The 14,281-nt window shown below is 38.3% G+C and carries 16 protein-coding genes and 1 tRNA gene; 9 read left to right on the top strand and 8 right to left on the bottom strand.

Annotation, left to right across the window (positions count from 1 at the left end; genetic code table 11):
• Positions 1–85: 85 nt before the first annotated feature.
• Positions 86–319 (bottom strand): DUF2171 domain-containing protein, encoded by a 234-nt coding sequence (locus HL290_RS08365; RefSeq protein ID WP_005041820.1) that lies wholly within the window; start codon positions 317–319, stop codon positions 86–88.
• Positions 320–568: 249 nt separating this feature from the next.
• Here HL290_RS08365 and HL290_RS08360 point away from each other — a divergent pair, with 249 nt between their 5' ends.
• The 4 genes from HL290_RS08360 to HL290_RS08345 are packed head-to-tail and all read left to right on the top strand — an operon-like array spanning position 569 to position 3,579.
• Positions 569–1,582 (top strand): acyl-CoA dehydrogenase, encoded by a 1,014-nt coding sequence (locus HL290_RS08360; RefSeq protein ID WP_198496177.1) that lies wholly within the window; start codon positions 569–571, stop codon positions 1,580–1,582.
• Positions 1,570–2,364, top strand: coding sequence for a PIG-L deacetylase family protein (locus HL290_RS08355; protein WP_198496176.1), 795 nt, complete (start codon positions 1,570–1,572; stop codon positions 2,362–2,364). Before HL290_RS08360 ends, HL290_RS08355 begins: the two co-directional genes overlap by 13 nt.
• Positions 2,339–2,938, top strand: a complete 600-nt coding sequence (locus HL290_RS08350) for a class I SAM-dependent methyltransferase (RefSeq protein WP_198496175.1) — start codon at positions 2,339–2,341, stop codon at positions 2,936–2,938. Before HL290_RS08355 ends, HL290_RS08350 begins: the two co-directional genes overlap by 26 nt.
• Positions 2,935–3,579, top strand: a complete 645-nt coding sequence (locus tag HL290_RS08345) for a glycosyltransferase (protein ID WP_198496174.1) — start codon at positions 2,935–2,937, stop codon at positions 3,577–3,579. The genes HL290_RS08350 and HL290_RS08345 overlap by 4 nt, the downstream gene beginning before the upstream one ends.
• 4 nt (positions 3,580–3,583) lie before the next feature.
• Here HL290_RS08345 and HL290_RS08340 read toward each other — a convergent pair whose 3' ends face one another.
• On the bottom strand, positions 3,584–3,946 hold the full coding sequence (locus HL290_RS08340; protein ID WP_198496173.1) for a DUF3592 domain-containing protein: 363 nt from the start codon (positions 3,944–3,946) through the stop codon (positions 3,584–3,586).
• Positions 3,947–4,203: 257 nt separating this feature from the next.
• Between HL290_RS08340 and HL290_RS08335 the strand changes: the two genes are divergently transcribed.
• Complete coding sequence (locus tag HL290_RS08335; protein WP_198496172.1) at positions 4,204–5,451, top strand: mechanosensitive ion channel family protein; 1,248 nt, start codon at positions 4,204–4,206, stop codon at positions 5,449–5,451.
• A 99-nt stretch (positions 5,452–5,550) separates the two neighbouring features.
• On the opposite strand, the gene HL290_RS08330 is transcribed toward HL290_RS08335, so the two are convergent.
• Both HL290_RS08330 and HL290_RS08325 read right to left on the bottom strand, forming a co-directional pair.
• Positions 5,551–5,955: a hypothetical protein gene (locus tag HL290_RS08330; RefSeq protein ID WP_198496171.1), complete on the bottom strand. Its 405-nt coding sequence runs from the start codon at positions 5,953–5,955 to the stop codon at positions 5,551–5,553.
• 83 nt (positions 5,956–6,038) lie between these two features.
• Positions 6,039–7,289, bottom strand: coding sequence for an MFS transporter (locus HL290_RS08325; RefSeq protein ID WP_198496170.1), 1,251 nt, complete (start codon positions 7,287–7,289; stop codon positions 6,039–6,041).
• Between the two features lie 111 nt (positions 7,290–7,400).
• Here HL290_RS08325 and HL290_RS08320 point away from each other — a divergent pair, with 111 nt between their 5' ends.
• Complete coding sequence (locus tag HL290_RS08320; RefSeq protein WP_198496169.1) at positions 7,401–7,847, top strand: winged helix-turn-helix transcriptional regulator; 447 nt, start codon at positions 7,401–7,403, stop codon at positions 7,845–7,847.
• Positions 7,848–7,969: 122 nt separating this feature from the next.
• A complete protein-coding gene (locus tag HL290_RS08315; RefSeq protein WP_003650820.1) occupies positions 7,970–8,299 on the top strand; it encodes a hypothetical protein in 330 nt (109 codons plus the stop codon).
• A gap of 304 nt (positions 8,300–8,603) precedes the next feature.
• Here the strand turns inward: HL290_RS08315 and HL290_RS08310 are convergent, their stop codons facing one another.
• From HL290_RS08310 to cysS, 4 genes are all read right to left on the bottom strand, one after another.
• Complete coding sequence (locus tag HL290_RS08310; protein WP_413784444.1) at positions 8,604–8,999, bottom strand: hypothetical protein; 396 nt, start codon at positions 8,997–8,999, stop codon at positions 8,604–8,606.
• On the bottom strand, positions 8,986–10,419 hold the full coding sequence (locus HL290_RS08305; protein WP_198496168.1) for a hypothetical protein: 1,434 nt from the start codon (positions 10,417–10,419) through the stop codon (positions 8,986–8,988). The genes HL290_RS08310 and HL290_RS08305 overlap by 14 nt, the downstream gene beginning before the upstream one ends.
• A 537-nt stretch (positions 10,420–10,956) precedes the next feature.
• Positions 10,957–11,032: transfer RNA gene (locus tag HL290_RS08300), tRNA-Gly, on the bottom strand.
• A gap of 63 nt (positions 11,033–11,095) precedes the next feature.
• A complete protein-coding gene (gene cysS / locus HL290_RS08295; RefSeq protein ID WP_198496167.1) occupies positions 11,096–12,517 on the bottom strand; it encodes a cysteine--tRNA ligase in 1,422 nt (473 codons plus the stop codon).
• Positions 12,518–12,730: 213 nt separating this feature from the next.
• Between cysS and HL290_RS08290 the strand changes: the two genes are divergently transcribed.
• On the top strand, positions 12,731–13,708 hold the full coding sequence (locus tag HL290_RS08290; RefSeq protein ID WP_151768336.1) for a KpsF/GutQ family sugar-phosphate isomerase: 978 nt from the start codon (positions 12,731–12,733) through the stop codon (positions 13,706–13,708).
• A gap of 3 nt (positions 13,709–13,711) precedes the next feature.
• Positions 13,712–14,251 (top strand): KdsC family phosphatase, encoded by a 540-nt coding sequence (locus HL290_RS08285; protein ID WP_198496166.1) that lies wholly within the window; start codon positions 13,712–13,714, stop codon positions 14,249–14,251.
• The last annotated feature ends 30 nt before the right edge of the window (positions 14,252–14,281 follow it).

Raw genomic sequence — 14,281 nt, 5'->3', positions numbered from 1 at the left:
TAAATTCTTTAAGCCTATTCATTTTTTATAAGCTAAAACTTTTTATTATAAAGCTTACGGTAAGTAACTCGCCGTGCTTAAAAGCCTAGATCGCTTGCCATTGATCTTTAACTTCTTCTGAATTTTTATTGAGTATGACTTGGTTTTCTTTCACTTCCCCAATCCACGCAGTAGGAATGAGATGATGTTGACCACTTTCGTCTCGAGTCAGCTTTAATTGATTTTCACCATCGAGATGGTCGACAGTTCCTACTTTAGTACCGCAAGAAGCAATAACATCTGCGTGTTTTTGAATGTCAGTAATATTTAAAGTATTCATTTTAGACCTCTTCTTTGAAAATAGAAAAACGGTAGAAACTAAATTACTTTAAATAATAAGCTAAATGTTGAATTTTTAATAAACCTTACAGGATCAGTTTATAAACTCACTTAATGAATATATTTGAGTAACAATGAAATAATTAGATATAAATCTAATAATAATTATCTTTTTATTACAATTAATGTGTTTATTTAAACAGAAGTATTTAGATATGGTTAAATCAAGTCTTATAAATAATTATTTGCAATGAATATTAAAATATCTATAAATATGACGATATTGAGCATCTTGAGTGAATTTGAATCTGCCTTAGCTGAAGATAAAAGTAAGCTTCGTATAGATTTACTCTCTCAATTGGTAAATTTAGCCAAAAATTTGCCTTATCCAGCTTCGGGCCAAACCTATCAACGTTGGCAACTTTTTGCTCAGATTGCTGGGTCAGATTTAAGTTTGGCTAAACTATTTGAGTCTCATTGTGATGCCTTAAGTATTTTAAATGAATTGGGCTATCAAGAAGAAATAGATGACCAGATTTGGGCGGTTTGGGCAGCAGACGGTGGACCAGCTCCATTGCAAATAAAAGATAATCTTTGTAATGGCATAAAACCTTGGTGCTCTGGTGCGGAGTTTATCCAAAAAGCCTTAATGAGTTATAAAGACCACCAAGGGCAAGCACTGCTTTGTATTGTTAACTTAGAACATCCTTCAATTACTACCGATTTAAGTCACTGGCATGCAGTCGGGATGCACGCCACGCAGACAGCCAGAGTCACTTTTGAAAATACGCCTGTTAAGCCGATAGGTCAGCCAAACAGTTATTTAGAACGTCCAGGGTTTTGGCATGGTGCGGCTGGAGTCGCTGCTTGTTGGTACGGTGCCGCTGTGCGTTTAGCCAGCTTTTTGCAGGAAAGTTGTCAGGCAAATCCTAACCCTTTTAAGAAATTGTACTTAGGAGAGTTAGCTCAGCAATTAGCGATCACCAAGCAATATTTTCAATACGTTGCTGAACTGATTGACCATCAACCATTGCTAAGTCATGAGCGGGAAATACGGATATTACGTGCCCAAACAGAACAATGCTGTCTGAGTGTGATTGAACGAGTAGGGAAAGCCTTAGGTGCTCGGCCTTTTTGTGAAGATGCGACTTTCGCTCAGCTCATGGCTGACTTGCCTGTGTTTATCAGACAAAGTCATGCCGCTTTTGACTATGAACAAATTGCAGAACTCTGTTTATCGGAGCAAAGCTTATGGGAACTTTAAAACATCCTTTAGTAGAAGACCGCGTTATTTTTGGTGAAGGTACGTCCAAAGAGCAATGGTTAAAGGCATTTAAAGAACATCCTTTAGCGTCTTTAGATCTTGAGTTATTTCGCTCTAAAAGGGTGGTGATTGTCGCTCCACATCCTGATGATGAAGTGCTCGGTTGTGGCGGTCTAATGCAGCAACTTAATGCACTGAATTGTAAGGTTTTAATTTTAGCTGTGACTAACGGCACACAAAGTCATCCTAACTCGACAAAGTATCCTCCAGATCAGCTCAATATTCTTCGTCCACAAGAAAGTTTAGCTGCTTTAGATTGTTTAGGGGCAGTAAAGTCAACCGAACGGGCAGAGCTTAATTTGTTAGATGGTCAGATCCATTTCCAAACCAATCAACTTTGGCAGAATTTAGACAAGCTCATTCAAGCCGATGACATTCTCATTTGTAGTTATGCACTTGATGGTCACCCAGACCATGAAGCAGTAGGTAAAACAGTGCAAGCTTATGCAAATGCTAAGCAATTACTATGTTTACACGTATTAATATGGGCTTGGCATTGGGCAGAGCCTTTAGACCCACGAATTGATTGGCAGCGCGCAAAAGCGTTCCACCTAACCGAAGAACAATTAACTAAAAAACATCAAGCAATTTTGCAGTTTAAAACCCAACTTGAAGCAGATGAAACCACGGGTAATGCTGCGGTTCTCTCTTCAAGTGCAATTAAACGTCTTTTAATGCCTTATGAGGTGTATTTGAGTGATTCATTCTCGCATGTACTTTGAAGATTTATATCGTTATAACAGTGATCCATGGGGCTATGACTCACACTGGTATGAAGCCCGTAAAAGGCAAATTTGTCTCGCGCTGCTCACAAGACCTCGCTACCCAAAAGTGTTGGAAGTGGGTTGTTCAAATGGGCATTTAAGTATTCATTTAGCCCAAAGAGCCGAGCAATTGTGGTGTATAGATGTCTCTGAGAGCGCTGTTCAATTAGCGTCTGAGCGCCTACAAGAATTTGAGCATGTTGTTGTTGAAAATAGAAAAATACCTGAAGACTACTCAATTCAAAAATTTGATCTGATTTTAATTAGTGAGATGGCCTATTACTTGTCGGCAAACGAATTGCATCAGTTTATTGAAAAGTTAAAGCATAGCTTAAATGACGACGGTGAAATTCTATGTTGCCATTGGCGTCATGAAATTCAAGATTTTGAATTAAACGCCGAACAAGTCCATCAAGCTTTTCAGCAACATTTTCCATTTCATCATTATCTAAGCTTGAACGACCCAGATTTTATGATAGATGTTTGGACGGCGAACACTTCCTCTTTAGCACAGCAGGAAAAACTAAGATGAAAATAGGTATCGTCATTCCAGCACATAACGAAGAGCAATATCTATCGGCCTGCCTGCAATCGATTCAGGTTGCCATAGATAATATTAGCGGTTATGACGTAGAGGTCATTGTTGTACTTGATAACTGTGCAGATCAGTCGCGACTCATTGTACAAAGCCATCAAATCAATTGGATTGAGTGTGGTTATGCATGTGTAGGAAAAGCACGAGATTTAGGTATTCGTCATTTAATTGGGCGTGGCGTAACATGGATTGCGTGTACGGATGCAGACACGGTGGTCAGTCCTGATTGGCTGCGCTATCAAATACAGCATCAACCCACAGATGCAATTTGCGGTACGGTGACCTTAGATGACTTGAGCCATCTATCGATAGCCAAACGGCAGAAATACTTGGCACATTATAAAGATCAGATGGATCACGCGCATATTCATGGGGCAAATTTAAGTTTTAGCGCAGAGGTTTATCTTTTGGTAGGAGGCTTTGAGCCTATTTCATGTCATGAAGATGTGTATTTAATTAAGAAATTTATAAAGCATTGTTGCAATATTACTTGGAGTAATCTGGTTAGAGTGACAACGAGTAGTCGGCTAAATGGGCGAGCACCTCAGGGCTTATCTTACTTTTTAAATAACCTCTAATAACTTAAACCATGACTTCTCCTAATATTGAAATATTCTTTAAATTTTGTGGATCATATTTAATTTTTATTATGCTACCGACTTTATATTGATCGTGATTTTGTTTAGCAATAAGCACCTTCAGATTTTCAGTCATGATTTGACCTTGCTCAGTTTGAAATTTTAATTTTATATAACATAACGGGCGATATTGAACCTTGACGAGAGAGTCTTGAAAATACACAACTTCGACAGAGGTAATGATTCCTCGTTTATAAATTAAAAATTTATGAACCAGACTTTTAAGAAAAAAGGTCCAAGCAATATAGATAAAGAATAAGGTGAACCAGACCACTCCAATAAAAGTCAAAAAGTCAGAAAATTTCACTCACTAGAACCAAAATTATTCGTTTAACGCATTATTCTAAATGAACCGGTTCGTTCGATCTACGTTATATAAACGATCTAAAACTTAAGTAGGCAAGATCTTATCATTAAGGCTCAAAAATCATGAGATTCGTAATTAAATTTGGACAGGGTATATAACTTAGTTGTTGTATTTATGACTACATATGTAAACAAGTCTTATTATCAAATGCTTTAACCCTTAAAATTCTAGAAAATAAAGTTTTAAGGGGTATGAGTTTGGATTTTTTAAATTTTTTTCGTGATATCCGAGTCGAATTAAGCCACTATCCTTGGCTTGAGATGTTTGTTTCACTCACGATTTTGATTTTATTTGCAGCAATAGCAAATTTTATTGCTAAACGCATTATTGTTCGGGGCGTTCGTCACTTAGTCACAAAGTTCAAATCACCCAATCAATCTATTTTTGCTCAGCATAGTGTTATAAAGAAATTTGCAAATATTGTTCCCGCTGTTGTAATTATGAACGGTATTGCAACAGTTCCTCATCTAACGCCGAAGTTTATTTCTTTTGTCGAAATGGGGGCGCAAGCATTTATTTTTCTTACGCTCGCGCTTACAGTTAGCGAAGTGTTAAATATCTTTAACCTCATTTATCAGCGTAATCCAAAATCTAGAAACAAACCAATTAAAGGTTACCTACAACTTGTTAAACTCATTTTATTTGTCGTTTGTGGCCTCATGATTTTGGGCACATTCCTTAAAAAGGATGTGTTTACTTTACTTGCGGGCTTTGGTGCGATGGCAGCAGTATTAATGCTCGTTTTCCAAAACACGATTTTGTCTTTGGTTGCCAGTGTACAAATTGCATCTTATGACATGGTGCGAATTGGAGACTGGATTGAGATGCCTTCACTGAATGCAGATGGTGATGTGATCGATATTTCACTACATACAGTGACTGTTCAAAATTTTGATAAAACCTACACCACCATTCCAACCAATAAGCTCGTTACCGATACGTTTAAAAACTGGCGCGGTATGAGTAATTCAGGTTGTCGTCGTATGAAACGTTCACTCTTTCTCGATCAAAGTAGTGTTCATTTTATGACTGATGAAGAGCAACAAAAGCTCAAAGAATTTTTATTATTAGATCAATATCTTGATGCAAAGAATTCTGAAATCGAAGAATTCAATAAACATTTAAGCAATCAATCTCGTTATAACAAACGCCGTTTAACTAATATCGGTACATTTAGAGCCTATGTTGAATTTTACTTGCGCCAACATAAGGGGATTGCTCAAAATCAAACGATTATGGTTCGTCAATTACAGCCGACTAGCCAAGGGTTGCCGTTAGAAATTTATGCATTTAGCAATACAACTGCATGGGTTTCCTATGAAGCAATTCAGTCAGACATTTTTGATCATTTAATTGCGATTCTTCCCGAATTTGGTTTACGTGTTTACCAAGCGCCTTCGGGGCATGATTTGCAAAGATTAACGGCAGAAATTCACCCAAGTTAAGATTTAATCTGTAAATAACAGGTCTTAAACTACTTTGGAAAAGCTCCCATATGGGGGCTTTTTAATTTTCTATATTGAATTCGAACCCTTCACTGTAGATTATCCAGCAAACCAAATATTCTGATGATCACACATAGGACTCAAATGTTTAATGCGTAAGTTGTCTTGCTCAAAATCACCACCCCCTCCAACAATATCTAATTCACTGCCTAGGGAGATGTGCTTGCCTTTATAACTCAAAGATTCTTTTTCAGAATCCCACTGAGCTGTGTGTTCTGGAAAGATAATGAGTATATCGTTCACATAAAGACACTCTTGTTTTAGTTGCAATATTCCTTTTAAGCGTGCTGATGCAGAAACGCCATTAAACTGATAAACAGGGAGTTTTACAGCGCTTGTATTTTCGTTCGCTTCTTGTCGCTGACATCCTGTAAGGAGTACCAACACAACTGTGCAAATCAATTTATTATTAATACCCAATTTTATTCCTTTAGGGACTTCCATGTATTTTTGATAGTAATGGACTAACGTTGCATATCAACATTTAGGTTGTTAGAGAAGATTTCATCTTATTATATTTTACTAATTTATATATTGTTATCTTTTTCGTCTGTGTTTGGAGGCAATATATGACGTGTCATCCACCAAAATAATAATGCCAGAAGGCTAACACCTGCACCGAGTGCACACACACCAAGCCATCCAGCATATGCGTAAGTAGCGGTTGTACTGATCGCACCCAGTCCACTACCAATTGCATAAAATAGCATGTAAAGCCCAACAAGCCGGCTATGAGCTTCTGGGCGAGTACGAAAAATCATACTCTGGTTGGTTACATGTAAAGCTTGTCCGCCCAAGTCTAGCAATACTATGCCAATCACCAGTGCCCAGAGCGAGTATGCCATGAGTGAAAGTGGTCCCCATGCGATTAGTAATATAACGAGTGCTGCCAAGCTTGTACGCTGAGCATATCCGCGGTCGGCCCACTGTCCAGCACGTGCAGCGGCGAGGGCACCAACGACTCCGACAAGACCAAAAGACCCAATAATCGTATGTGAAAAACGATAAGGTGGCTCACTCAACGGTAATACTAGTGCGCTCCAAAAAATATTGAATGCCGCGAACATGAGTAAAGCTAAGACACCGCGCACTTGAAGTATTTTTTCTTGGTGTAGCAGTTTTAACATAGAAGCCAGAAGCTGCAGGTAGCGCATTGAAACGGGCTGAACTTTTAAATGAGGAAGTCGTCTCCAGAGTGGTAAGGCAATCATGAGCATGATGATGGCTGCGCAAAAGTAAACGCCACGCCAACCCGCTACATCACTGATTCCTCCTGAAAACACTCGGGCAAGCAGTAAACCAATAAACACACCACTTTGTGCAGTGCCGACCACATGTCCTTGCTCATGTGGGAGAGCAGCACTCGCAGCATAAGCAATAAGCCCTTGTGTCATGGCTGTACCGAGTAAACCCACTGCAAACATTCCTGCCAAAAGAACAACAGCAGAATGAGCAAATGCAACAACTAGCAATGCAGATACCAGAGCCAGTAACTGTATAGCCATTAATCGACGCCGATTTACAAGATCGCCCAACGGCACCAGAAGCACGAGGGCCAGCGCACAACCAATTTGCGTGGCTGTAACTACACCACCGATGGCGGCATGACTAATGCTAAAGTCCCTAGCCAATATGTCGAGCAAAGGCTGTGCATAATAGACATTTGCAACGCTTGCACCACTTGCAATAGCAAACAGCAATATGACGCCACGAGGCATGCTCGAAAGTGGTCTATTGTTTTCTGTGGGTGAAGTTGAAGATGCAAGAGAAGCTTTCATAACCCTAAATCCATTCAATCTAGTTTTAAAATGAAACTAGTTGAATGTTAGATTGGCTAGTTTTAAAATGCAACTAGATATTTTATTCCTGATTATTTTTAAGGAAACTCAATGGCGAACACTACATCTTTGAAAGATGAACCTTGTCCTGTTGCGCGCGGTGTCAATCTCATAGGAGATCGGTGGTCACTTCTTATTGTGCGTGATGCTTTTGATGGAATGCGCCGTTTTGGAGACTTCCAGCGGAGTCTGGGAGTTGCGCGAAATATTCTTTCTGATCGACTAAAAAAGTTAGTTGATGCAGACGTTCTTGAAATGCAAGACGCTTCGGATGGTACGGCTTATCAAGAATATGTGTTGACCGCTAAAGGGGAGAGTTTGTTTCCAGTGGTTGTGGCTTTGCGACAATGGGGAGAGCAGAACCTATTTGAAAGTGGTGAGCCTCATTCTCTATTAATTGATAAAAATACAGGTCAGCAAATTCCATTCATGGCGCCAGTCACAGTAGATGGAAAAGTGCTTAATGCTTCTGATACTCAAGTGCAAAAAGTGAAATGAAATTAATCGCGCCGTCTCATTCTTTTGCAACTGTAAAAGCGGAGAAAAGAAAAATTAACCTTTCTTAACTTAAATTTTGGGAAATTAGTTGTTAACCTTGCGCGTCAAATTAAGGTGAGACTATGAGATTTATATTCCTCTTTATCAGCGCAATTTCTATTCCATGTTATGCAGCGTCAGAAGCAATGCAGCTTCATTACTGCGAAACTGTAAAAAAAGCAGCAAGTGGTGTGATGGATGCTAGACAACATGAGGTGCCAGCTAAAGAGCTACATGACATAGCGAATCATCTTGAAGAGGAACAAGCCAAACAAATTTATCAAGAGCTTATCAAATCTGCATATTCCTCAAAATTATTTGAAGACCCTCTCATCAAGTCAAAAGCTGTCGAAAATTTCCAAACCACTTGGCATGAACAATGTTTAGCAAAAGATTTAGCTAAAAATATATGAGGGTGTTAGTGATCAATAGCTAACTGGCAGACAATAAAAAGGCCACCTAATTTTTAAAGCTAGGTAGTTTTTAAATTTTGGAGCGAGAAACGGGCTTGAAATTGTAACTTCAACTTTGGCAAGGTTATAATAAATATTAAATAACAATTGGTTATATTTTAATGGTGCCGAAGTGGTGTCGAATAAGTTTTTACAATTAAAGCTGAGTTATTAAGCGATTTGATGAGTAACTTGTTTAACAATTACAACATAAAAGAAAAAGTGCATTCCAATTTTTGAAATGCACTTTTAATAAGATGCTAAATTATCCAGCAAGCCAAATACTTTTATGATCACATGAAGCGCTTAAGTTTTTAACTCGCTTACTATCTCTTTCAAACTGGCCAAAACCACCAACTAAATCTAATTCTTCACCTAAGGCAACTTTTTTATCATTAAAAGTTAAAATTTGATTCTTAGGGTCCCATTCTGCATATCCTTCAGGGAAAATTATTAGAATATCATTTACATATAGACATTCTTGTTTTAGCTGTAACGGCCCCCTTAATCGTGCAGAGGCGAAAACGCCATTAGATTGATAAATAGGAAGCTTTACTGAGGCTAGCTGATCGTTTTTTTCTTGCTTATCGGATACTTGCTGCTGACATGCAGCAAGTAGTCCAGCACAAGCAATCAATAACAATATCTTATTGATATACAAGTTGAGCTCCTAAATCAGCCAAATAATCTACACTAGTATAAATGACTGTATTTGTTATTGTTTTACCTGTATCTTTCCAAGAACAGGCAGACTGAATACCAAAAGCAACATTTAAAGCGAACCAAGGTCCGCCACTATCACCACCAACACAACGTAAAGTGCCTAAGCCAGTTGTATGATTAGTTCCAGCTCCACTTTGAGTATTTGAAACGACTACAAAAGTATTCCCACCTGGATGATGATTCGCACCAGTAATTGATATTACTTCACCACAGCTTTGCATCAATGCTGGATTTGTTGGTGAAGTTTGTCCAAGGTGACAAACATAAGATCCTTTAACTGTTCCACTTTTTACTGCAGTACTTGTTCGATTTCGCTTACCTGTTAAAGCTCGAGCTGGTGATGTGGCATCAGCATAAAACTCTGGTACAGCTTGTTGAGCGTTAGTTGTACCTGCCTTCATAAATGCTAGGTCCATAGTTGTATCGTCACGATACATACCTGCTACTGGTGAAATAGCATATTGAGTTCCATCTTTATCTTTATAATTTAAAGGAACATTTGGATCTATACAGTGGCCTGCAGTTATAACACCGAGTTCACCAGTTGAGATCCTCTTTGCAGTAAAACCAGTCATACAGTAGTTTCCACCTGAATTCGTTACTAACCAAGATCCACCACGTGATTTTGTCGGTAGAATACCGGTAGGAATTTCAGATAAGTCTACTTTGACGTTGAGTAGTCTTTCGAGAGCTTGTTTATCAACTTGTTTTAGAGATTTCACATAGACTAATGCATTTCCTGTCTGCTCATTATCTAAAATCATTTCAACTGTAGGGTACGCCTTTTTAACAGCAGCAAATGATTTATTAAGATGATTTACTCGTTGTTGCTTAGTATTTGAAGCTCCTTGTATAAGGGTAATAGGGGCACTTACACCGCGCTCAATAGCTCTATATGCAGATTCCACTTCAGTTTCAGTTAAATTTGCCAGCTTTCTAACTTGAATACGTTCTTGAGCATTTTTGTTTTTTAAAAGTTTAACTGATGTATCTGGTTTTCTTTCTAATTTAAAAGCTTGTTGAGAATTATTATTTCCAACAACTTTAACTTTTAATCCAAAGTCAGGTCCATTATCAAAATATAGGCCAGAAATAACATTTTTATATTTATCGCTTAAACCTGCTACTTGATTATCAGTGCCATGCATAATGAGTAATCTGCGCATAGCTTCGTCTAATGTGACTCCATAAGATGCTGCATAGTGTTTTGCATCAAATGCTAATGTCTCAGCGACATTCATTACAGGTTTTTGTTGATTTGTATTGCTATCTGCTGCAAATACACTAGTCGAAGCAAATGCAATAAATAAAGTGGTTGAAAGGGTTTTTAGTTTAAATTTCTTGTATTTAGATGACATTTTTATCTCACAATGGAATTAATTATGAGTCTAAAAACTAACATATAGTTTTTTTATAAAATATTAAAGCGTGTAACTAAATATTTTACCAAGTGGTAAATATTTAGAATTAGATTGCTAAATATTTAATATAAATATAAAAATAAATTCATTATAAAATTGTAAATAAATTAATTTATAGGCGGTTTTTACATTGAATAACTTTGTTGAAAACATTGTTTTTAAAAATGTGATTTTATTTAATTGTACTTGGGTTTTTGTTGGAATATATTTTTATAAGAAGTAATAAAGGGGCAGAAGCCCATATTAATTTTTTCTTCTCGACTGCCTTTGAATATTCAAGTTTTCAAGGATAGGAATAACTTCATTTGGATCGTAAAGATGCTTTCCGTCTTTTCCTTTGTTGAAAGAATGCAGCCCGTCAAATTTGATTAAAGATAATTATAAGAAGGGGTGGGAGCAATCTAACTTTTTTAGCGAACTAATAGACAATAAAAAAACCACCTAATTCTTTCGAATTAAGTGGTTTTTAAATTTTGGAGCGGGAAACGAGACTCGAACTCGCGACCCCAACCTTGGCAAGGTTATGCTCTACCAACTGAGCTATTCCCGCAATGTGAGCACATTATAGAGTGTTTCACTAAAGTGTCAACACTCTTGTGATTTAATTGAACATTTAATCAGCACGACGCCAAACTGTCCCTTGGCGAGTGTCTTCTAATACAACACCTTGGTCGAGTAAAGACTGACGAATACCGTCTGCTTTAGCAAAATCTTTTGCTTTTTTCGCATCAACACGTTGTTGAATGAAATCTTCAATTTCAGCATCAGACAAAGCAAGCGCTTCCTGTCCAATATCTGATTTTAAGAAAGCATCTACATCGTGTTGTACCAAACCTAAAATGTTGGTGAGGTGACGTAACGTTGAATAAAGCACAGTCGCTTGGTCAGCTTGCTCTTCTTTTACAGCACGGTTTAACTCTTTGTTTAGTTCAAACAATACCGCCATTGCTTCAGCAGTATTGAAGTCATCACACATTGCATTGTTAAAGCGTTCAATAAAGTTTTGATCAAGCGTTTCAGTTGTCGTTTGACCGTACACTTGTTGATAAGCTTTAAATGAATGATAGAAGCGAGTTAAAGAAGTTTTTGCTTCTTTCAATGCCACATCAGAGAAGTTCACAGGACTACGGTAATGTGAAGACACAATAAAGTAGCGAATCACTTCAGGGTGGAATTTCTCCATCACATCGCGAATAGTAAAGAAGTTGCCTAAAGACTTAGACATCTTTTCACCATCAACATTAATGAAGCCAACATGCATCCAGTAGTTCACATATTGTTCACCAGTTGATGCTTCACTTTGCGCAATTTCATTTTCATGATGAGGGAACATTAAATCTGAACCACCACCATGAATATCAAAGTGATTACCTAAGCAGCAAGTCGACATCGCAGAACATTCAATGTGCCAGCCCGGACGGCCATTGCCCCAAGGAGATGCCCAAGATGGTTCATTTTCTTTGGCATGTTTCCAAAGTACAAAGTCAAACGGATGTTTCTTTTCAACTTCTACGTCAACGCGCTCACTCGCGCCAGCTTGCATATCATCAAGCTTACGGCCAGAGAGGCGACCATATTTTTCAAATTTGGTGACTTCAAAATAAACATCGCCGTTTGAAGCAGGGTAAGCAGAGCCTTTATTCACCAGATTGCCAATCATATTTTGCATCTGATCAATATATTCAGTCGCTTTAGGTGCTTCATCAGGTGCAGCACAGCCTAAGTTAGCTGCGTCTTCATTCATTGCATCAATGAAACGAGTAGTGAGCTGCTGAATGCTTTCACCATTTTCATTCGCACGTTTAATAATTTTGTCGTCAATGTCGGTAATGTTGCGAATATAGCGAACATTCCAGCCTTGACTACGTAAGAAACGTATAATGTAGTCAAATGCAACCATAACTCGAGCATGCCCGATATGACAGTAATCGTAAACGGTCATACCGCAGACGTACATATCGATGTGACCTTCTTTGCGAGGTACAAATTCAACTTTTTTTCGTTGCTCAGAGTTATATAAAACAAACGGTTGCATAAGGGTTTTCAAACACTCAACAAAAACAGTGTTACATCATAACTGATGCATCATTTTTCACAAAGTTTTATACAAGAATTTTATAAGCTTGTGAAATCTTATACATTTAAAAACGTGTAAATGATTGAGTTATGTTAGAATGCCCCCAAATCTTTTGATTAAAATCACCGATCTTCACAAGAGATCAGATCAATTATTTTGAGTCAAACTCGTATGCCCAATCCTACAGATTTTCAAAGCAGCGCATTAGCAACATTGCGTATTGAGCAGCAAGCCTTAGACGTGTTAGCAACACAAATTAATGACAGTTTTAATCAGGCTTGTGAAATATTGTTACAGTGTAAAGGCCGTGTTGTGATTACTGGCATGGGTAAGTCAGGGCATATTGGCCGTAAAATGGCTGCGACTTTTGCCTCAACCGGTACACCATCTTTCTTTATGCATCCAGGCGAAGCTGGGCATGGTGATTTGGGTATGCTGGTTCGTGGTGACGTTTTAATTGCAATTTCCAATTCTGGAAAAAGTGATGAAATCATGATGTTGATGCCACTCATCAAACATCTTGGTGTACCTCTTATTACCATTAGCCGTACTGATAAAGGGCCAATGCCTCAAAATGCCGACATCGCTTTAACTTTAGGTGAGTCTGACGAAGCGTGCCCATTAGGGTTAGCTCCGACATCGAGCACGACAGCGACTTTAGTATTGGGTGATGCACTGGCTGTTGCTTTACTTGAAGCTCGTGGTTTTACCGCAGATGATTTTGCGCGTTCGCATCCTGCTGGAGCATTGGGTAAGCGTTTACTTTTACATGTAAAACACCTGATGCACACTGGCGATGAATTGCCAAAAGTTTCACCAGACACACCAATGAATCAAGTGCTTTACGAAATTTCTAATAAGCGTTTAGGCTTGACCACGATTGTTGATGATGAGGAACATTTGCTTGGTATTTTCACCGACGGTGACTTACGTCGTTTAATTGATAAACAGCAAGGTTTTGATGTGAATTTACCTGTTTCTGAAGTAATGACAAAAAAACCGTCAACTATTTCTCAAGAAGCACGTGCGGTAGAAGCTCTACAACAGCTTAACTTGAAAAAAATTAGTCAATTTGTTGTGGTGGATGACCAAAATAAAGTGATTGGTGTAATTAGTATGCATGACCTTATTCAGGCAGGGGTAAATTAATCAATGGCATCTTATGCATTGTTAGAACAAGCACGTTATTTACAGGCATTGGTTCTGGATGTTGATGGTATTTTGAGTGATGGTTTTGTAACTTTAACGAATAGTGGCGATGAGATTAAATCGTTTGATATTCGTGATGGTTTAGGTATGAAACTTGCGCAGCAAGCGGGCATGAAAATTATCATTATTACAGGCCGAAAAAGTAATATCGTTGAAAAACGTATGTCTGATTTAGGCGTAGATCTCGTTTTTCAAGGGCGTGAGGACAAAGGTTCTGCGCTACGTGAAGCTTGTGCACAGTTTAATATTTTGCCTTCTGATTGCTTATATATGGGCGATGACTGGCCTGATTTATCTGCTTTTGCAATCGCAGGAATGAGCGTCACTGTGCCAAATGGTCATGAAGAAGTGCGTCGCCGTGCGCATTTAGTGACACAGTCGATGGGTGGACGTGGTGCTGTACGAGAAGTCTGTGATATGTTGCTGATCGCAAAAGGCATTTACCAAGAACTTCTTGAAAAATATCTTGCAGTACCGCATTAATAATAAGATTACTTAAAAAGGTAGGCTATT

The sequence above is a fragment of the Acinetobacter sp. AC1-2 genome, from assembly GCF_016124155.1.
Taxonomy (GTDB): domain Bacteria; phylum Pseudomonadota; class Gammaproteobacteria; order Pseudomonadales; family Moraxellaceae; genus Acinetobacter; species Acinetobacter calcoaceticus.
The sequence above is the reverse complement of the archived record's forward strand: the minus strand, read 5'-3'. Positions and strand labels throughout refer to the sequence as shown.